Consider the following 20,138-nt stretch of genomic DNA (forward strand, 5'->3'; position numbering starts at 1 on the left):
TTTTTTATAATCCTTCAGTAATAAAATATCGTGAACCCTTGTCAGCCGTGCTCAGATGCGTAAAATAAAACGGCGCACATCATCGCTGATGGCGCCGCTTTTGGTACCGCTGGCACATGCCTGCCAGCGCTGCCTGTCTGATGTCGTTTCCCGCCCTTTCCCCTTAAAACGTATAGCTGCCGCGCAGGTAATAGGCGCGCCCGACCGGGTCCGTGTAGCGCGGGTCATAGCCTTTCTGGAACAGGGTGCCCTGGTTCGAGAACGGCGGCTCCCTGTCCAGCAGGTTCTTCACGCCGGCCGTCAGCAGCCAGCCTTGCCGTGCATAGCTGCCCGATACGCCAAGCAGGCTGTACGACGGCACGTCGTGCCGGTATGGCGGCGCGACCAGGTTCTGGTCCGTGTAGCCGGACTTGAACGATTGCGACAAGGTGGCGCCCCAGTTGCCCCTGCGCCAGTTCAGCGTGGCAGCATGTTTCCAGCGGAACACCGGGTTGTTGTCCGCATAGCGGCCCACGTTGGCGATGAAGTCGCCGCCGCGCTCGTTCTGGTAGTCGTATTTGCGGGTCCACGTGCCGTCGAGCGACACGCTGACATCGCCATATGCGCCCCGTGCCAGGCGCGCATTCAGGCTCACATCGATGCCGTCGGTTTTCACTTCGCCCAGGTTGTCGTTCAAGTCCAGGATGGCGTAGGGCGAACCGTCGGGATTGCGCAGGAACAAGGCCTTGTATTTTTCGTAGTTGCCGTAGATCGATTGCTCGGGCAACGATGAAATCTTGTCCTTCAAATGGATGTTCCAGTAATCGATGGCGACGGTCACTTCCTTGAGCGGTTCGAGCACGAGGCCGACGGCGAAGGTGGTGGATTTTTCCGGCTTCAGCTTTTCATTGCCGCCTTGTAGCTTGAACTGCTGCAAGTCGCAATCGCGCAGGGGGTTGGCGCCCGGCTGCGGCACGCCGCCGGGGCACAGGATCGGGTCGTCATAGGTGTCGTTGGTATCGTTCTTCGAGGGCGGCGCATTCTTTTCAAACAGGGTGGGCGCGCGGAAACCCGTGCTGGCCGAGCCGCGCAGCACCAGCGCGCTGCTGGCCTGGTAGCGCACGGCCAGCTTGGGATTGGTGGTGCTGCCCACGTCGCTGTAATGGTCGAAACGGGCGGCCAGCTGCATTTCCAGGTCTTTGATCAGCGGCATGTTGACTTCGCCGAAGACGGCCTGGATCGTGCGCGAGCCGCTCTTCGACAGCGAACCGGACAAGCCGGAACTGGCGGCCTGGCCGGCGATGTCGCGGTTGACATTGAAGTCGGCTTTTTCGCGCCGCACTTCGCCCCCGAGCGCAATGGCCAGCGGGCCGCCGGCCATCTGCATCAGCTCGCGGCTGCCCTTGATGTCGAAGCCCGTGGTGGTGACCCTGGCGTTCTGTACTTCGCCGCGCAGGGCCGTGCCGGCGAGGTAAGCCTTGCCGGCCGCATCCTGCACGGCAAACGGGTTGAGGATGCCGTTCAGCACGCCAGCGGCAAAACCCGCATCCTGCACATAGCCGTTCGTGAATTGCTCCGACGACTTGCTGATCGCATGGCTCAGCCCTGTCTTGTAATCCCAGCCGGCCAGCTCGCCTTCCAGGGCCAGCACCAGGCGGTCGGCCTTGCCATCGGAATCGATTTGCCGCTGGCCCGCCTCGACGGGACGCCAGTTCACGCTCAGGGGCTGGCCCGACAAGCCGGGCTGGGCCGGCACGCCGCCCGCGTTGCCAGGATAGTATGGGCTGGTGCCGGGCAGGACCAGGCCCGTTTGCGGCGGCGGCGCCGTGCGCGCCTTGACCTTGTTTTCCGAATGCAGATATTCCACGGTGGCCAGGCGGCCGCCGCCCAGCTTGAACGCGCCCTTGCCGAAGAACGCCAGCTGCTGCTGGGCCGGCAAGTCGTCGATCTGGCGCGTATAGTCCTGGCGGCAGGTGCCGTTCGCCGGCACGGCCGGCACCGACAGGGGCGGATTGCAGCCGGCCGCCGCGTAGGGATTGCCGGCCAGGCCCTTGCCGCCGTTGGCCGCCGCGTCAAAGTAGTTGCCGGGGAAAGTCGTGCCGCTGGTAATGGACAGGCCGCGCGCGGGGACGATGCCTGTTGCCGAAAAGGCGCGGTCCTGCGAGGTCAGCACGTTTTGCCTGTGATAGTCGAGCACGCCGAAAATATTGTAGCCATCCGTGTCGAGCTGGCCAAAGCCCGTCGACAGGTTGATGCGGTGCTCGCCGCCGCCCTTGTGCTGGGGCGCGACCACCTCGGCGGTGATATTGCTGGCGTTGACGGAGCGCTTCGTGATGAAGTTGATGACGCCGCCGATGGCGTCCGTGCCGTAGATGGCCGAGGCGCCGTCGCGCAGCACTTCGACGCGCTCCAGGGCGGCGATGGGAATGATGTTCAGGTCGACGCTGGCGCCGTCGTACGGATGGTTGGCGATGCGCCGGCCGTTGAGCAGCACCAGGGTCTTGTCGCCGCCCAGCCCCCGCAAGTCGGCGCTGGCCTGGCCGCCCGTGGGCAAGCCGCTGGTATTGCCGCCGACGGCATTGCCGCTGCCCATGCTCGACGCATTCGCGGGAATCTTGCCCAGCACTTCCTGGGCCGTCGTCAAGCCCTGTCTGGCAAAGTCCTCGGCCTTGAAGATGGACAGCGGCGTGGCCGTTTCCGAGACGAGGCGCTTGATGGAGGAACCGGTCACTTCGACGCGCTGCATGGCGGGCGGCGCATCGGCGGCGTCCTGCGCCATGGCGGCCTGGCCATGGGCGCCAAGCAAGGCTGCGCACAGCAGGCGCAAGGTAGGGGAGGGACTGCGGATTTGCATCATCTGACACTCCTGTCGCATGGTCATGGGCCGGGCGGCCTGCAAGGGAGTTTTACAGGCGCGCAGCAGGCAAGGTTTGCGCTGGCACAAGAGGTGTGTGGATGTGTGGCGGGCGCCACAGTCAGGGACGAAAAAAAAGGCGGTGATTGCTCACCGCCTTGCGTCAGGATACGGCTGTCAGCTTAGAAAAACTTGTAGCTGGCGCCCACTTTGAAGTAGCGGCCGATGGCGCCGCTGGCGTCCATCGGGTTGTAGCTCATGCCGCCGTAGGTCAGCGGGTCGAGCGGCGCGATCTTGTCGGTCACGTTGTTGATCGAGGCAAACAGTTGCAACTGCTTGCTGTAGTTCCAACGGGTCGACAGGTCGAGCGTGGTGAACGAAGCCAGCTTGCAACCGTTCGGCGCCGGCGTGCCGTTCGCCAGTTTGGAGGCGCAAGGGTCGCCTTCAAACTTGATATTTTTCATATCCGAACGGTAGTTCAGCACGCCGCTGACATTCCAGTTGCCCAAGTCCCACGAGCCCGTGACATTGATCTTGTCCTTCGGCGTGCCGGCGCAGTTCGACGTATCGCAGTTGCCGTGCGTGCCGGCAAACTGGTAGCGCACGGTAGCCGACTCGGCCCGCACCCACGATGCGATGTGGGTCCAGGTCAGGCCGAACGTGGCGCGGCCGTAGTCGCCCAGGCGCACGCGTTGCTTGACGTCCAGGTCGATACCCTTGATCTCCGTGTAGCTGGAGTTGCGGTACGGCGCCTTGGTGATCAGCAAGGTGCCCGTGTTCGGCGTGACAACGCCGTTGATGGTCAGGTTGTTGTCGGAGCGGATGGCCGTCGGCAGGGCGGCCGCTTCGTTGTACGGCAGGGGATTGATCTCGTTTTCACGCTTGATCTTCCAGCCGTCCAGGGACAGGCTGGTATCGTTGAACGGATCCCACACGATGCCCAGGGTGTAGCCCTTGGATTTTTCCGGTTTCAGGTTCGGGTCGCCGATCTTGACGGCCGCCACTTGCAGTTCGCAGTCGCTGGCATTGGCGCCAGGCAATTGCTTGCCGCCGGGGCAGCGCACGGGATCGCTGACGGTCGAGGTGCCCGTCGATTGCGAATTGGCATTGCTTTCGGCCGGGCCCGGTGCGCGGAAGCCTTCCGAATACGTGCCGCGCACGGCGAAGGTCTTGACGGGCGTCCACTTGGCGCCCAGTTTCGGCGTGGTCGACGAGAAACGGTCGTATTTGTCGTAACGCAAGGCGCCGGACAATTCCACCGTCTTGATCACGGGTGCCAGCACTTCCAGGAAGACGGCCGACACCTTGCTGTCGCCCTTGGCGGCCACATAGCTGGAGTTGATGGAACCGTTTTCCGTGCCCGACAACGATGGATTGTCGAGCTTGTCGCGGCGGTGTTCCGCACCCACGGCCAGGCCCAGGGCGCCGCCCGGCAATTGCATCAGCTCGCGCGATGCCTTGAAGTCGATGATGTCGAGCTTGGTCGTGGAGTCGGACGTGGCGTTGGTCACCATGGCCGCGTACAGCGAGGCCGGATTCTTGTTTGCCTGTGCGCCGATGTAGTACGGGAAGTATTTGCTGTTCGGATTGCCCAGGGCATCCTTGACGACGGCCATGTTCAGCATGTTGCTGTAGTCGAGGTGCAGCTTCGATTCCGAATGCGTGTAGCCGGCATCGTAATCCCAGCCCATGGCATTGCCCTTGACGCCGAGCACGATGCGGTTGAACTCATTGTTGGCCTGGCGCGTGCTGGCGCCCACGTCGAAAGCCTGGTAGCGCACGCGCACGGGCACGCCATAGGGATTTTGCGGATGGTTGGCGGCCAGCACGATGGTGGTGCCGGCGCCAGAACCGTAGTTGATCACGCCAGTCGGGCTGGTGGCGTTGGGCGGGAACGCGATGGTGGGCGTGACCGATGGCGGTATCAGCGTGAACGCCGTGTCGCGCTTCGAGTAGCCCGCTTCCGCATACACCTGGGTGTCGGCATTGACTTGCCAGGTGCCGCGCGTATACAGGTTGATCGATTCGATCTTTGGCTGCATCGAGCGGAACTGGTCGTGGTGCCACAGACAGCCGCCCTTCGGATCTTGCGGCGAAGACACGGACAAGTTGGCGCAGCCGGGCAGCGACACATAGTTGTTGGTGACGGGGTCGCGGATCAGGCCCGTGGGCGAGGCATTCGCATCGTTGGTGCCGTTGATGTAGCCGCCGGCGAACTGGGTGTTGATCGCGTAGCCATACGGACGCAGGTCGGCCTTGCCTATCCATTTGCGGCCGGAGCGCTCATTGTTCATCAGCATGTCCGATTTGGTGTATTCGGCATTGACGACAAAGTTGTATTTGTCCGTGTCCAGGTTGCCCTTGCCGAAGGTCAGCGAGGCGCGGTGCTGCTTGGCGTCGCTGTCGCCGGAGATGCCCGTGTCGCCTTTCAGGGTCAGGCCTTCGAAGTCCTTGCGCAGGATGATGTTGACGACGCCGGCGATGGCGTCGGCGCCATAGGTGGACGAGGCGCCGTCCTTGAGGATCTCGATGCGCTCGACGATCTGCATCGGCACCGTCGACAGGTCGGTGAAGCTTTTCTGGCCGTCATCGGCACGCGCGAACGGCGCCATGCGGCGGCCGTTCAGCAAGACCAGGGTCGAGGTGGCGCCCAGGCCGCGCAGCGAGATGGCCGTGGAACCGGCGGCAAAGCCGTTGCCGAAACCCGTCGGCAAGGAACCCGCGCCATCGGCGGTCAGGGTTTGCAGGTATTCGGCCACGGTGGCCTTGCCCGATTTCATCAGGTCGTCGCGGCTGATGACCTGTACCGGCGACGCGGTCTCGGCCGTGGCCCGTTTGATGCTCGATCCGGTAATTTCCACACGTTGTACATTGGCATCTTGCGCCATTGCCGGCACAGCCATCATGCCAAGGCTGACCGCTGCTACGCTACCTGAAAAGATCAGGCGTACGGAGCGGGACATAACTGTTTCCATCATCATTCTCAAAACTCCGAAAGTAAGTTCGGCTGGCCGGTTTGCGACACAACCTCGCTAAGCTAAAAAAGATTGCTGCGTCGGCAATCGCTGTGGGTCAAACGGCATTTTGTGAGTTGCCGTGATTGATAAGACCACTTGCCGAGAAAGCTTGTCAACGCCGGGATGTGACCTTTCAGCATGGAAACAACAGTGTTTTTTCCAATGTTGCGATGTTTTTAAAATGGCATTTTTTTTAATGCTGCGCTGCGATATATGCTTTCCGCCGGCGTATTGAAATGGCGCTCATTCGTGGACGTAAGGGTTTCTACCAATACGTTTTTTTGTGGCGCCGATCCGGCTATGTTGCGTTGCGGAAAATGTTCGCAAGGCCGCGAGCGATCCTTGCCGCGCGTTGTACGCATGCTGCGGCTTTTTGCCCGGCGAACAGAATATGCGTTATCGTTACGCCTTTTTCCAGCTCGCCAGGACAGCGGCGCGACTGGCTGAAAACAAGGCATAGATCTTGCGAGGATGGACTGGTTTTGGCGGTGGAATCCTGTATCCCAGGGGGAAGCCAGTACAAGCGCACCAATACGGTGCGACAGATAATCGAGATGAAGGGTATTACATGAAGTCACCATGGATGCGGCGCGTGGCGCTGCTCGCCTGCCTGGCCACCCTGCCGCTGGCGGCCACTGCCGTTGCTGCGGATGCCGCCCCTGCCGCCGCGGCCGCGCCGGTCAAAACCTTGCGCTATATCCTGCCGGCCGCCGAGACGGGCTTTGATCCCGCTACCGCGCGCGACCTGTATTCGAACCACATCACGCAGGCCGTCTTCGACACCCTGTACACCTACGATTACCTGGCGCGCCCCGTCAAGGTGGTGCCCGGCGCGGCGGCCGCCATGCCGGAAGTGTCCGCCGACGGCAAGACCTACACCATCCGCCTGAAAAAAGGCATCCTGTTCACGCCCGACGCCGCGTTCGGCGGCAAGCGCCGCGAACTGACGATGGCCGATTATGTGTATTCGTGGAAGCGCCTGTTCGACCCGCGCCTGGCTTCGCCGCACAGCTGGCTGTTCGAAGGCAAGGTAGTGGGCCTGGACGACCTGGCGAAGGACGCGGCCAAGTCGAACAAGCTCGATTACAGCAAGAAAGTGGCCGGCCTGGAAATCCTCGACCCGTACACCTTGCGCATCTCGCTGACCAAGACGGATTTCAATTTCCCCATGATCCTCGCCTACGTGCCGACGGCCGCCGTGGCGCGCGAAGTGGTGGACAAGTATGGCGATGTGAAGGGCGAAGTGGGCTCGAATCCCGTGGGCACGGGCTACTACACCCTGGGCGAATGGACGCGCGGCAACCGCATCGTCCTGAACCGCAATCCGCAGCACTTGCCCGAGACGTGGAATTTCATGGCTGGCGACGACCCGGACGACCAGCGCATCGTGCGCCAGATGCAGGGTAAACGGATTCCCGCCATCGACCGCATCGAAATTTCCGTGATGATCGAAGACCAGTCGCGCTGGCTGTCCTTCCAGAGCGGCGGCACGGACGTGTTCTGGCTCGACGGTCCGCTGGCGCCGAAAGCACTGCTCAACGGCAAGCTGCGTCCCGAGCTGGCGGAGAAGGGCGTGCAACTGTCGCGCCTGCTGGACCCGGAGATCAGCTATTACTACTGGAACATGGAAGACCCCACCCTCGGTGGCTTCAGCAAGGAAAAGATCGCGCTGCGCCGCGCCATTGCCATGGCGCACAATATCGATGAAGAAATCCGCATCATCTGGAATGGCCAGGCCAAGCGCCTCGACTATCCGATACCGCCCGGTGTCGTCGGCTACGATCCGCACTACAAGAGCCTGCTGCAATACGATCCCGTGCTGGCCAATAAATTGCTCGACAAGTTCGGCTACAAGAAGGGCGCCGACGGCTGGCGCACTTTGCCTGACGGCAAGCCGCTGCTGATCCGCTACGCTTCGCGCAACGAAGCGAACGGCGTGCTGCAGGCGGAAATGTGGCGCAAGACGTACAACTCGCTGGGCATCCGCATGGAAAACGACCGCATGATCTTTTCCGACATCTTAAAAACGGAAAAGCAGTGCAAGATGCAGACGCGCACGGCGCCGTGGCTGGCCGACTATCCGGACGGCGACAATTTCATGCAGCTGTTCTATGGCCCGAACACGCACCAGAACAACAACGGCTGCTACCAGGACCCGGAATACGATAAATGGTACGCGGCCAGCCAGGCCATGCCGGCCAGCCCCGAGCGCGACGAGCTGTTCCACAAGATGGCGCGCCGCCTGGAAGTGAATGCGGGCGCCCTGATCGGCTATGCGCGCTACCGCAACATGCTGGCGCAAAAGTCTGTGCTCGGCTACAAGAAGCACCCGATCCTGTTCCAGGAATGGGCGTACATGGATATCGACAGCACGGGCGCGCCCGTGGTTGCCGCGCCAGCCCCTGCGGCCTCGGCCAATAAATAAGCAGCGCTTATAACAACAAGGAATCATTATGTTCGCTTATATCCTGCGCCGTCTGTGGCAGATGCTGCCGACCATGCTGGGCGTTGTCCTGCTGGTGTTTATACTGTTCAACTGGGTGGGCGGCGACCCCGCCTACATTTTGGCCGGCAAGATGTCGAGTGCGGAAAGCATCGCCAACATCCGCCGCCAGCTGGGTGTCGACCAGCCGTATTACGTGCAGCTGTGGATCTTCATCAAGCAGATCGTCACCTTTGACTTCGGCCAGAGCTGGGCCACGGGCGAAACCGTGTCGCACATCATCACTTCGCGCCTGGGCCCGTCCATGATGGTGCTGATTCCGCTGACCGTGCTGGAAACGTTTTTCGGCGTGGCGCTGGCGCTGGCCATCGCCTTCGTGCGCGGTTCGCTGACGGACCGCGCCGTCATGATCGCCTGCACGGTGGGCATGTCGATTTCCATCCTCGTCTACATCATCGTCTTCCAGTACGGCTTTGCCTACAAGCTGGGCCTGTTCCCCGTGCAGGGCTGGGGCGACAGCTTCTGGGAAAACCTGCTGCGCTATTCCACCTTGCCCATCCTGATCGGCCTGGCCGTGTCCATCGCGCCTACCCTGCGCCTATTCCGCACCTTCGTGCTGGACGAGGCGAACCAGGATTACGTGCGCACGGCGCGCGCCAAGGGCTTGAAGGAAGGCCGCATCATGTGGGTGCACGTGCTGCGCAACGCCGCCATTCCCATCATTACCTATGTGATGTCGAACTTGCCGGCCCTGCTGATCGGCGCTTTCCTGCTCGAGCGCTTCTTCGGCATCCCCGGCATCGGGCGTGAAGTGATCCTGGCCGTCGAGCGCAGCGACTTTCCGGTGATCAAGGCGATCACCGTGTATGTTGCCGCCGCCACCATGCTCTTCAACCTGCTCACCGACCTGCTGTACCAGGCGGTCGACCCTCGCGTACAACTGAAGTAGAAAGAGATGATGTCGAAACCTCATACTTCGCCCGGCCTGTGGGCCCTGGCGTGGCGCCGTTTGCGCGGCGACAAGATTGCAATGGTATCGCTGGCCGTGGTCGGCGCGTTTTTCCTGCTGGTGCTGGCGTCCGCCAGCGGCCTGGTGGCGGCGAACTGGGAAGATGAAGTGGCCGTCAGCTATGCGCCACCCACGTTTGTCGGCGCCGACAAGGACGCGGCCGCGGCCGGCGACGGGGCCATTCCCCTGGCCGACGAGCGCAGCGCGCCCACGCCCGTCAACGTGCTCGATCCGCTGGCCGACGACATCGCCGAATTGCGCGCCGAGTTGAAAAGCGATCCGTCCGCCGGCGTCGACATGTATGGCGTCACGGACCCGCTGGCCGACGACTTGACGGCCTTGCGCGCCGGCATGGGCAAGGCCAAGAAACTCGTCACGCACAAGGCGGCGACACTGCCGTTCGGCGCCGACAAGTGGGGCCACGACATCCTGCAGAAAACCATCAAGGGCGGCGAAACGTCGATCGTGGTGGGCCTGGTGGCAGCCTTGCTGGCCGTCGTGCTGGGCACGCTGTTTGGCGCCGTGTCCGGCTACTTCGGCGGCATGGTCGATGACTTCTTCAACTGGTTCTACAGCATCTTCACGTCGATTCCGTCGATCCTGATGATTCTCACCGTGGCGGCCGTGCTGCAGCAAAAGGGCGTGCTGACCATCGTGCTGATCCTGGGGTTGACGGGCTGGACGGGGCCGTACCGTTTGATCCGCGCCGAATACATCAAGCACAAGGCGCGCGAATACGTGATGGCGGCCGACGCCATCGGCGCTTCGCACTGGCGCAAGATGTTCTCGCATATCTTCCCCAACGTGAGTCACGTGGCGCTGGTGCAGATGTCCATCCTCGTGGTGGGCTTCATCAAGGCGGAAGTGATTTTGAGCTTCCTCGGCTTTGGCGTGCCGGTGGGTACCGTGTCGTGGGGCAGCATGCTCAACGAGGCACAAAATGAACTGATCCTGGGCAAATGGTGGCAGCTGACGGCCGCCGCCACGGCGATGGCCGTGCTGGTGACGGCGTTCTCGCTGTTTACCGATGCCTTGCGCGATGCGCTCGACCCCAAAGTGAAATAGGAGTTGCTCATGGACCAGAATAACCTGTTGGAAGTGCGCGACCTGCGCGTCACCTTCCGCCTGGACAAGAAGACCACGTTCGAAGCCGTCAAGGGCATCTCGTTCAACGTGCCGCGCAACAGCACCGTCGCCCTGGTGGGCGAATCGGGCAGCGGCAAGTCCGTCAGCTCCCTGGCCGTGATGGGCCTGCTGCCGCCGGATAACACCATCATCGATCCCGGATCCAGCATCCATTTCGGCGGACGCAATTTGCTGGACCTGTCGATCGCCGAGCGGCGCACCATGTGCGGCAAGGATATCTCGATGATCTTCCAGGAGCCGATGTCGTCCCTGAACCCCGTGTTTACGGTGGGTTTCCAGATCGCCGAAGTGCTGCGCCAGCACATGGGCATGAACCGCAAGCAGGCGCGGACCCGCACCCTGGAATTGCTCGAGGAAGTGGGCATACCCGACCCGGCCACGAAGATCGACGCCTACCCGAGCCAGATGTCGGGCGGCCAGCAGCAGCGCGTGATGATCGCCATGGCGATTGCCTGCGAACCGAAGCTGCTGATCGCGGACGAGCCGACGACGGCGCTGGACGTGACGATCCAGAAGCAGATCATGGACCTGATCGCGGCGCTGCAAAAGAAACACCAGATGTCCGTGCTGTTCATTACCCACGACCTGGGCCTGGTGGGCGAAATTGCCGACCAGGTGATCGTCATGCGCCATGGCGAAGTGCGCGAGACGGGCGAGGTGCGCCAGGTCTTCGAAGCGCCGCAGGACAGTTATACCAAGGCCCTGCTGCATTGCCGCCCGTCCCTGGACGAGCGGCCGTGGCGTTTGCCCGTCATCGCCGACTACATGGAAGGCAAGGCCGGCCCCGGCGTGGAAGTCAAACAGCGCACGCGCGGCTACACGCCGGGCGACGAACCCGTGCTGGTGGTGAATAACTTGAGCAAGAGCTTTTATACGCGCGAAGGCCTGTTCGGCAAGCGCGAATTCCAGGCCGTCAAGGATGTGTCGTTTACTTTGCCACGCGGCAAGACGCTGGGCGTGGTGGGCGAATCCGGTTCCGGCAAGACGACGGTGGGATTGACCCTGCTGCGTTTGCACCAGGCGACGGGCGGCACGGCCATGTTCCACGGCAAGGACCTGATTGCCATGCCGAACAAGGAATACCTGCCGTATAAGCGCCGCATCCAGATCATCTTCCAGAATCCGTATGCTTCGCTGAACCCCCGCTTCACGGTGGGACAGATCTTGCTCGAGCCTATGCGCATCCACAAGATCGGCGCCGACGACAAGGAGCGCATCGCCAAGGCCTACTGGCTGCTCGAGAAAGTGGGCTTGCCGGAACAGGCTTTCCACCGCTATCCGCACGAGTTTTCCGGCGGCCAACGCCAGCGCATCGCGATTGCCCGCTGCCTGACCATGCAGCCGGAAATTCTCGTGTGCGACGAATCCGTGTCGGCGCTGGACGTGTCCGTGCAGGCGCAGGTGCTGAACCTGCTGCAGGACTTGCAGGATGAATTCGGCCTGTCCTACATCTTCATTTCGCACGATTTGTCGGTGGTGAAATACATCGCCGACCAGGTGATGGTGATGCACAAGGGGCAGGTGGTGGAGCTGGCCGATTCGGATGAGCTGTACCGCAATCCCGTGCATCCTTACACGCGCACGCTATTGAGTGCCATCCCGAAGGGCGTGCAAATATAAACACGCTTTTGCGGTAAGATAGCGCCCATGCCCAACCTCATTTACCTGCTCGAACATTACGGTGTCCTGATTGTCTTTGGCATCGTGCTGGTGGAGCAGCTCGGCCTGCCGATTCCCGCCTTTCCCATCCTCGTGGTGGCGGGGGCGCTGGCCGTCGATGGCGACATGAATGGGGGATTGGTGCTGGCCGCCGCGCTGGGCGCCTGCCTGATCAGCGACTTCACGTGGTTCCGCGCGGGCCGCCATTTCGGCAAGCGCATCCTGCGGCTGCTGTGCCGCATCTCGCTGTCGCCCGATTACTGCGTCAGCCAGACGGAAGACAAATTCAAGCGCTGGGGCCCGAAAGCCCTGGTCGTCTCCAAGTTCGTGCCGGGATTCAATACCGTGGCCGCACCCATGTCGGGGGCGCTGGGCACGCCGCCGGGCCAGTTTTTCCTGTACGCGGGCCTGGGCGCCTTGCTGTGGAGCGGCACGGGCATCGTCGTCGGCGTGATCTTCCATGCCAGCGTGCAGCAGGTGCTCGACTTGCTCAGCACCATGGGCAGCACGGCCTTGCTGATGCTGGCTACCTTGCTGGGCCTGTTCCTGCTGTATAAATTCCTCGAGCGCCGGCGTTTCCGCCAGGCCTTGCAGATCGAGCGCATCGGCATCGATGAATTGCTGGACCTGATCGAGCAGGGCGAAGAACCGCTGATGGTCGATGCGCGCAGCGCCACGGCGCAGGCGCTGGAACCGGCCGTGCCGGGCGCCTTGTTCTTCAATGGCAAGGAGCCGGTGCCGGCCATGATCGCCATGGACAAGGACCGCCACATCATCGTGTATTGCAGCTGTCCCAACGACGTGACGGCCGCGCAAGTGGCCAAGCTGCTGCACCAGCACGGCTTTCACCGGGCCAAGCCCCTGCATGGCGGCCTCGACGCGTGGAATGCTGCCTACCGCTCGGACCAGCCGGCGCCCGCCAGCCTGCTGGGCGAAGGCTTGCCCTCCTGATCCGCACTGCCGCCGGCACGCCAGGCTGGCAGTAAAAAGCCACGGTAAAAACCGGTAGTAATAATACGAAAACACCATTGCCAGGCTGCCCGGACGGCAGCGCGACAGCCGTACCGCCACGGACAAAGCGGCTTTGCGCAAACTCCGGCATACTCTGCTTTCAAGGCGATTCCTGCTGCTGTGCAGCATGGTTTTCGTGCGCCTGCCGAGTGCAAGCGCTCACTATGAATCATTGTTTATGAGCAACTTTGGCCGTGCCTGTTGCATTTGGAGTGGAACTACCAATAAAGGCTTGTTTTGATGTACTTAAACTACAAACTTTGCTTGCCTCCGGGCGCATTCATCCTTTAAGCTTGGCGTCCCATGCGTCCCACTTCATCATTTAAAATCATGAGCGCTTCGTCTTCACCCGTATTGCCGACTTCTGCCTTTGCCGATGGACCGCGCCTGCTGGCCGACGTGGGCGGCACGAATGCCCGTTTCGCCCTGGAAGTGGCCGCCGGCCACATCACCCTGGTGGAAGTGCTGCCCTGTGCCGATTACCCGAGCCTGTCCGCCGCCCTGCAAGCCTATCTGGCCCTGCCGCACATCGCTGCCGCGGGCGGACAAGCCGTACGCCATGCCATGATCGCCATCGCCAACCCGGTCGACGGCGATTTCCTCAGCATGACGAACCATCACTGGTCGTTCTCGATCCGCGCCATGCGCGAAGAGTGCGGTTTCACGACCCTGGACGTGGTCAACGATTTCACGGCCCTGGCGCGCGCCTTGCCGCAGCTGTCGAGCGAGCAGAAGCATCAGATCGGCGCGGGCACGGCCCGTCCGAACACGGCCATCGGTTTGATCGGCGCCGGCACGGGCCTGGGCGTGTCGGGCCTGATTCCGTCGCACGGCGGCTGGATCGCCCTGCAAAGCGAAGGCGGCCACGTCAGCTTTGCGCCGTTCAATGAAGTGGAAGTGAGCATTCTGCAATTTGCCTGGCGCGAATATGAACACGTCTCGGCCGAACGCCTGATTTCCGGCGATGGCCTGGAACTGATCTACCGGGCCCTGGCCGATCGCGCGGGCGTGCCGGCCGAAGACTTGCCGGCGGCGGAGATCACGCGCCGCGCGCTGGCTGGCGAATCGCAGCTGTGCGACGACGTCATCGAAGCGTTCTGCTGCATGCTGGGCACGGTGGCGGGCAACGTCGCCGTCACCCTGGGCGCGCTGGGCGGTATCTATATCGGCGGCGGCATCGTGCCACGCCTGGGCGCGCGCTTCGACCGTTCCGGTTTCCGCGCCCGCTTCGAGCGCAAGGGCCGCTTCGCCAATTATGTGTCGCAAGTGCCCACCTTCGTCATCACGGCGCAGTACCCAGCTTTCCTGGGCGCATCGGCCATTCTCTCGGAGAAACTCGCCTCCCTGTGATGCGGGGAGCGGGCGATGTGTCGCGCCAGGACCGGGTAAAACGCGTGTTTTGCCCGGTTTTGCGCTTTTCCGCTTTTTATCAGGTACAATTGGCATCGTTGGATGAAACGACGACTGTCGCTCTCCGGTCTGGCTGATTGGCCGCCACGGGAGAAGCAGCTGCTCCGGAGTTCGTTTCATTGCTGGTTATTTAAGGCCAGCACCATGGATGGCAGGACTTTCACTGCATCCGCTTTAGTCCCGCTTTGCGCGCATCGGCCAAGGCGTCGGAAAAACAGCCTCAACTAGTAACCCAGCACGGCGTCATCATGATGTCTGCCATCTGTTACGTTGAAATGAACGTTTTTGATTTCTTTCTCTGCATACGAATTGCAACACACATCCGCACAGAATTGCTATGAATACAATTGAGGCTAAAAAAGTCCTCGAAACCGCGTTGCTGTGCGCTCGTGAATCGCTGACGATCCACAGCCTGAAAAAGCTGTTCGTCGATGCGGACGAGAATGGTCGCGTGCGTGGTGTCGGCGTCGGTGCCGACACGATCAAGCAATTGCTGGAAGAGTTGCGGCAAGAGTGGGAAGGGCGCGGCATCGAGATCGTCAGTCTGGCCTCGGGCTGGCGCTTTCAAAGCCGCCCGGAAATGAAGATGTATCTCGATCGCATGACGCCCGAGCGGCCGCCCAAGTATTCGCGGGCGACCCTGGAAACCCTGGCCATCATCGCCTACCGCCAGCCGGTGACGCGCGGCGATATCGAAGAGATTCGCGGCGTTGCCGTCAATTCGCAGACGATCAAGATGCTGGAAGACCGTGGCTGGGTCGATGCCATCGGCTACCGCGACGTGGTGGGAAGGCCGGCCTTGCTGGCCACCACCAAGCAGTTTTTGGATGACCTGGGTTTGCATTCGCTGTCCCAGCTGCCGCCTTTGCAGCAAATCAGCGAGATGCAGGGCAATGGGCTCGAAGCCCTGGAAGCGGCCCTGCAGGAAAATTTTGATAAAGCAAGCAATGAGCTTGCCCACCAGCTTGGTGCAGGTAGCAATACGGCTGTGACAGATGTAGATGTGACAGCAAGCCTTGATGCCGGCCCCGATGCTTCGCCCACGGACGAAGCCTACACTCACGACCCTGCGCCAGAACTAACGGTTGACGCTGCGCCAGGTCAGCACAGCCAAGAAACGAAGAATGAATAATCCGAACACACCCGAGACAGTAACCGCCAGCGACGAAGCCGTCGTTGCCAAGCCCAAGCGCCGCACCAAGGCCCAGATCGAAGCTGACGCCGTTGCTGCAACTGCTGCCGCCGCTGCCGGCGACACCGTCGCTGCCAAGCCGAAGCGCCGCACGAAAGCCGACGTGGCCGCCGACGCGCCTGTCGCCGCTGCTGGCGATGCTGCTGAAGCTGCGCCAGTCGCCAAGAAAACCCGCGCCAAGCCGGCCCTGAAAGCCGTGGCCGACGCCGCGGAAGCTGCTGCCGAGGCAGTCGCCGCGCCGGCGCCGCGTCCGCCGCGCGCCCGCGCCGCCGCCAAGGCCGCTGCCGCCGTTGCCGAGACGGCGCCGGAAGCCGTCGCCGACAAGCCGGCCGAAGCGCGTCCGACGCGCGGTCCGCGCCAGATGCGTGGCGTGCAGGCGGAGCGCGCGCTGCGCCAGCCGCCGCGCGCCGAAGCGCCGCAGGCAGCGGAAGCCGCGCCTGCCGCTGAGCAAGCCGCCGCGCCTGTCGCCGATGTGTTCGACGCTGAAGGCAACCTCGTTTCCGGTCCGCGCCTGCCGCGCGGTCCGCGCAACGACGTGCCGGGCGCCGGCAAGAATGCGGGCAAGAGCCGCAAGAAGGGCAAGGGCCGCCAGGCTGCGCCAGGCAAGGTCAGCGATGCCGATGCCGTGTTCTCGTTCGTCACCTCCGACGCTTTCGACAGCGAAGAAGGCGGCACGGGCCGCGCGCAAAAAGCTGTCGTGCGCCGCGACCTGACGTCCGACGACGATGCGCCGAAGCTGCACAAGGTGCTGGCCGAAGCCGGTCTCGGTTCGCGCCGCGACATGGAAGACCTGATCATTTCGGGCCGCGTGTCCGTCAATGGCGAGCCGGCCCACATCGGCCAGCGCATCCTGCCGAGCGACCATGTGCGCATCAACGGCAAGTTGATCCAGCGCCGCGTCAGCAAGAAGCCGCCGCGCGTGCTGGTGTACCACAAGCCGGCCGGCGAAATCGTCAGCCACAACGACCCGGACGGCCGTCCATCCGTGTTCGACCGTTTGCCGACCATGAAGGCCGGCAAGTGGCTGGCCGTTGGCCGCCTCGACTTCAACACGGAAGGCTTGCTGCTGTTTACCACTTCCGGTGACCTGGCCAACCGCCTGATGCACCCGCGCTACGGCATCGACCGCGAGTACGCCGTGCGTACCCTGGGCGAGCTGGAAGAGGGTATGCGCCAGAAACTGCTGGCCGGCGTCGAGCTGGAAGACGGCATGGCGCAGTTCTCGAAGATCGCCGATGGCGGCGGCGAAGGCATCAACAAGTGGTACCGCGTGGTGATCGGCGAAGGCCGTAACCGCGAAGTGCGCCGCATGTTCGAAGCGATCGGCCTGACCGTCTCGCGCCTGATCCGTACCCGCTACGGCGCCATGACCCTGCCGAGCGGCCTGAAGCGCGGCCGCTGGGAAGAGATGGATGAAAACACCGTGCGCGACCTGCTGGCCGCCTACGGCATCGAAAAGAAAATGCCGCCTTCGGGCGATCCTCGTGCCGCTGGCGCCGCCAAGGGCCGCGAAGCGCGCAAGGCGAGCCGCGATGACGAGCCGAATGGCAACCGCATCGATGTGAGCAACCGCAACGCCGATCCATTCCCCGTCGCGCCGCGCCGTGGCCAGCCGCAAGGCCAGTTTGCCCGTCCGCAAGGCCAGGGCCGCCCTGGCGGCGCCGGCCGTCCAGGCGAAGCGCGTGGTCCAGGCCGTGGTCAGCCGCAAGGTCCGTTCCAGGGCGGGCAGCCGCGTTCGTCGGCATCGTTCGAAGGCGCGCCGCAAGGCCGTGCTCCGCGCGCCGCTGGCCAGGGCCAGGGCCGTCCCGGTGGCGAAGGCCGCGCGCCGCAGCGCGGTCCGCGCCAGCCCGATCCGCTGCAAACGGCATTCGGCTTCGCCAACACGGGTCCGCGCCGCAATGCGGGTGGTGCCGGTGGGCAAGCGCGTTCCGGTGGTCAGCCCCGTGGCGGCATGGATCGTGGCGGCATGGATGGCATGCCGCGCCGCCGCAGCAAAGGTTAATTCAGGGGATTTCTTCTTGCGCGCCCGATAATCTGCCGCGGGCGCGCGCTCTTGTTACTGTTGTAAGCCGGGCCGCTCCTTGTGTGCGGCATTGCGGCGAAGTTAATAAGAGGTTATAATCTGCAGCCTAATAAAAGTTCTCCGCAGGGTTGTTTGGTGGGGAGTGCTTTCATCTGGTTGGGGAAATACAAGAAGATGGGCAGATGCCCATTTTTTTTTTGTTGAACCGTTTGTAATGGCTCCGCAAGGGGCCATATATGACTTGAATGCGTGTTTTTGCATGTTGCCGGCGCCCGATGTGGCGCTGTCATGCCGAAAACGGGCCTTATTTCTGGAGAATTTCTTGCAGCAGTTGGGATTAATTGAAAAGACAGTTACAGGTCTGGGCTATGAGCTCGTTGATGTCGAACGTGCCGAGCGCGGACTGCTGCGCGTCTTTATTGATTTCAGCGCCGCCGATGCCGCTGAAAAAGGTCCGATCACGGTCGAAGACTGTGCCACGGTGAGTCACCAGTTATCGCATGTGTTGACGGTAGAGAACGTTCCTTACGAACGTCTCGAGATTTCTTCCCCGGGTCTCGATCGTCCGGTGCGCAAGCTGGAAGACTTCGTCCGTTTCGCAGGGCAGGAAATCATCGTCAAGCTGATGGTGGCGATGCCGGGTACGAACAACCGGAAATCGTTCCAGGGGATCTTGCAAGAACCCGTGGGCGATAAATTGTCGTTGGAATTTGAAGGTAAGGATGGTCCGGCGATGTTGGAGTTTACGCTCGCCGATGTGGATAAGGCACGCTTGGTGCCGCAGGTGGTTTTTAAGGGACGCAAAGCATGAGCCGCGAAGTTTTATTATTGGTTGACGCGCTGGCGCGCGAAAAAAACGTCGATAAAGATGTCGTCTTCGGCGCCCTCGAATTCGCGTTGGCGCAAGCCACGAAGAAACGGTATGAGGGTGAGGTAGACATCCGCGTTTCGATCGACCGCGAAACGGGCGAATTCGAATCGTTCCGCCGCTGGCACGTGGTGCCCGATGAAGCAGGTCTGCAACTGCCGGATCAGGAGATCCTGCATTTCGAGGCTAAAGAACAGATTCCCGATATCGAAGTCGATGACCACATCGAAGAGCCGATCGAATCCGTTGAATTCGGCCGCCGTTTCGCCCAGGATACCAAACAGGTCGTCCTGCAGCGCGTGCGTGACGCCGAACGTGAACAGATCCTGGTCGACTTCCTGGAACGCGGCGATTCGCTCGTTACCGGCACCATCAAGCGCATGGAACGCGGCGACGCCATCGTCGAATCGGGCAAGATCGAAGCACGTTTGCCGCGCGACCAGATGATCCCGAAAGAGAATCTGCGTATCGGCGACCGCGTCCGTGCCTACATCTTGCGCATCGACCGCAACATGCGCGGCCCGCAAGTGATTCTGTCGCGCACCGCGCCGGAATTCATCATGAAGCTGTTCGAACTGGAAGTGCCGGAAATCGAGCAAGGCATGCTGGAAATCAAATCCGCAGCCCGCGATGCCGGCGTGCGCGCCAAGATCGCCGTCTACACGGCCGACAAGCGCATCGATCCGATCGGTACTTGCGTCGGCATGCGCGGTTCGCGCGTGCAGGCTGTGACCGGCGAACTCGGTGGCGAACGTGTCGACATCGTGTTGTGGTCGGAAGATCCGGCGCAGTTCGTCATCGGCGCCCTGGCGCCGGCGAACGTGTCGTCGATCATGGTCGATGAAGAAAAACACGCGATGGATGTTGTCGTCGATGAAGAAAACCTGGCAATCGCGATCGGCCGTTCCGGCCAGAACGTGCGCCTGGCCTCGGACCTGACCGGCTGGAAGATCAACATCATGACGGCCGAAGAATCGGCTGACAAAGCTGCCCAGGAAACGGCTGCCGTGCGCATCCTGTTCATGGAAAAGCTCGATGTCGACCAGGAAGTGGCCGATATTCTGGTGGAAGAAGGTTTCGCCAGTCTGGAAGAAATCGCTTACGTGCCAATTTCCGAAATGCTGGAAATCGAATCGTTTGACGAAGATACCGTCAATGAACTCCGTACCCGTGCGCGTGATGCGCTCGTGACCGAAGCGATTGCTTCGGAAGAGGGTCTGGAAGGCATGGACGAGGCGTTGGTCGGTCTGGAAGGCATGGACCGCATTACCGCCGGCAAGCTGGGTCTGGCTGGTATCAAGACCGTTGAAGCATTTGCAGCACTGGCATACGACGAATTTGGCGCAATCCTGGCCTTGTCTGCGGACCGTGCGCGTGAACTGATTACAAGTGAATTTAAAGATGTGACCGACGATGAGATGAAGTTGGTTGACTCGAAATACGACGATCGTGCCAAGGCGTTGCAAGCCAAGGCATGGAGTCTGGCCGAATCCGCAAAGGCTTAATTTGAGTATCTTTATCATCTCC

Annotated in this window: 12 protein-coding genes; 10 read left to right on the forward strand and 2 right to left on the reverse strand. The window is 62.0% G+C overall.

What is annotated here, in order from left to right; genetic code table 11:
• Positions 1–163: 163 nt before the first annotated feature.
• Both VPH41_RS23990 and VPH41_RS23995 read right to left on the reverse strand, forming a co-directional pair.
• Entirely contained in the window at positions 164–2,836 is a 2,673-nt protein-coding gene (locus tag VPH41_RS23990; RefSeq protein WP_328571743.1) for a TonB-dependent receptor, read from the reverse strand.
• A 179-nt stretch (positions 2,837–3,015) separates the two neighbouring features.
• The gene (locus tag VPH41_RS23995; protein WP_152281597.1) at positions 3,016–5,796 is read right to left on the reverse strand and encodes a TonB-dependent receptor; all 2,781 of its coding nucleotides are present in this window, start codon (positions 5,794–5,796) and stop codon (positions 3,016–3,018) included.
• A 622-nt stretch (positions 5,797–6,418) separates the two neighbouring features.
• On the opposite strand from VPH41_RS23995, the gene VPH41_RS24000 reads away from it, so the two are divergent.
• From VPH41_RS24000 to nusA, 10 genes are all read left to right on the forward strand, one after another.
• Positions 6,419–8,275 carry an ABC transporter substrate-binding protein gene (locus VPH41_RS24000; protein ID WP_287774807.1) on the forward strand — a complete coding sequence of 619 codons (1,857 nt, stop codon included), beginning with the start codon at positions 6,419–6,421 and terminating at the stop codon, positions 8,273–8,275.
• Between the two features lie 28 nt (positions 8,276–8,303).
• A complete protein-coding gene (locus VPH41_RS24005; RefSeq protein WP_131374152.1) occupies positions 8,304–9,242 on the forward strand; it encodes an ABC transporter permease in 939 nt (312 codons plus the stop codon).
• A gap of 6 nt (positions 9,243–9,248) precedes the next feature.
• Complete coding sequence (locus tag VPH41_RS24010) at positions 9,249–10,367, forward strand: ABC transporter permease (RefSeq protein ID WP_152281596.1); 1,119 nt, start codon at positions 9,249–9,251, stop codon at positions 10,365–10,367.
• A 9-nt stretch (positions 10,368–10,376) separates the two neighbouring features.
• The gene (locus VPH41_RS24015) at positions 10,377–12,068 is read left to right on the forward strand and encodes an ABC transporter ATP-binding protein (protein WP_328571744.1); all 1,692 of its coding nucleotides are present in this window, start codon (positions 10,377–10,379) and stop codon (positions 12,066–12,068) included.
• A gap of 27 nt (positions 12,069–12,095) precedes the next feature.
• Positions 12,096–13,058 carry a VTT domain-containing protein gene (locus tag VPH41_RS24020; protein WP_152258920.1) on the forward strand — a complete coding sequence of 321 codons (963 nt, stop codon included), beginning with the start codon at positions 12,096–12,098 and terminating at the stop codon, positions 13,056–13,058.
• Positions 13,059–13,448: 390 nt separating this feature from the next.
• Positions 13,449–14,468, forward strand: a complete 1,020-nt coding sequence (locus tag VPH41_RS24025; RefSeq protein ID WP_152281594.1) for a glucokinase — start codon at positions 13,449–13,451, stop codon at positions 14,466–14,468.
• 397 nt (positions 14,469–14,865) lie between these two features.
• Positions 14,866–15,660, forward strand: a complete 795-nt coding sequence (gene scpB / locus VPH41_RS24030) for an SMC-Scp complex subunit ScpB (protein WP_131688802.1) — start codon at positions 14,866–14,868, stop codon at positions 15,658–15,660.
• Complete coding sequence (gene rluB / locus VPH41_RS24035) at positions 15,653–17,722, forward strand: 23S rRNA pseudouridine(2605) synthase RluB (RefSeq protein ID WP_328571745.1); 2,070 nt, start codon at positions 15,653–15,655, stop codon at positions 17,720–17,722. The genes scpB and rluB overlap by 8 nt, the downstream gene beginning before the upstream one ends.
• Positions 17,723–18,065: 343 nt before the next feature.
• The gene (gene rimP, locus VPH41_RS24040; protein ID WP_035828693.1) at positions 18,066–18,554 is read left to right on the forward strand and encodes a ribosome maturation factor RimP; all 489 of its coding nucleotides are present in this window, start codon (positions 18,066–18,068) and stop codon (positions 18,552–18,554) included.
• Positions 18,551–20,116: a transcription termination factor NusA gene (gene nusA / locus VPH41_RS24045; RefSeq protein ID WP_086144982.1), complete on the forward strand. Its 1,566-nt coding sequence runs from the start codon at positions 18,551–18,553 to the stop codon at positions 20,114–20,116. Before rimP ends, nusA begins: the two co-directional genes overlap by 4 nt.
• The last annotated feature ends 22 nt before the right edge of the window (positions 20,117–20,138 follow it).

The organism is Janthinobacterium sp. P210006, from assembly GCF_036231885.1.
GTDB classification, from domain to species: domain Bacteria; phylum Pseudomonadota; class Gammaproteobacteria; order Burkholderiales; family Burkholderiaceae_D; genus Janthinobacterium; species Janthinobacterium violaceinigrum.

Coding starts and splice junctions, on each gene's coding strand:
- VPH41_RS23990 (WP_328571743.1), bottom strand. CDS start 2,836: ATGATGCAAATCCGCAGTCCCTCCCCTACCTTGCGCCTGCTGTGCGCA.
- VPH41_RS23995 (WP_152281597.1), bottom strand. CDS start 5,796: ATGTCCCGCTCCGTACGCCTGATCTTTTCAGGTAGCGTAGCAGCGGTC.
- VPH41_RS24000 (WP_287774807.1), top strand. CDS start 6,419: ATGAAGTCACCATGGATGCGGCGCGTGGCGCTGCTCGCCTGCCTGGCC.
- VPH41_RS24005 (WP_131374152.1), top strand. CDS start 8,304: ATGTTCGCTTATATCCTGCGCCGTCTGTGGCAGATGCTGCCGACCATG.
- VPH41_RS24010 (WP_152281596.1), top strand. CDS start 9,249: ATGATGTCGAAACCTCATACTTCGCCCGGCCTGTGGGCCCTGGCGTGG.
- VPH41_RS24015 (WP_328571744.1), top strand. CDS start 10,377: ATGGACCAGAATAACCTGTTGGAAGTGCGCGACCTGCGCGTCACCTTC.
- VPH41_RS24020 (WP_152258920.1), top strand. CDS start 12,096: ATGCCCAACCTCATTTACCTGCTCGAACATTACGGTGTCCTGATTGTC.
- VPH41_RS24025 (WP_152281594.1), top strand. CDS start 13,449: ATGAGCGCTTCGTCTTCACCCGTATTGCCGACTTCTGCCTTTGCCGAT.
- scpB (WP_131688802.1), top strand. CDS start 14,866: ATGAATACAATTGAGGCTAAAAAAGTCCTCGAAACCGCGTTGCTGTGC.
- rluB (WP_328571745.1), top strand. CDS start 15,653: ATGAATAATCCGAACACACCCGAGACAGTAACCGCCAGCGACGAAGCC.
- nusA (WP_086144982.1), top strand. CDS start 18,551: ATGAGCCGCGAAGTTTTATTATTGGTTGACGCGCTGGCGCGCGAAAAA.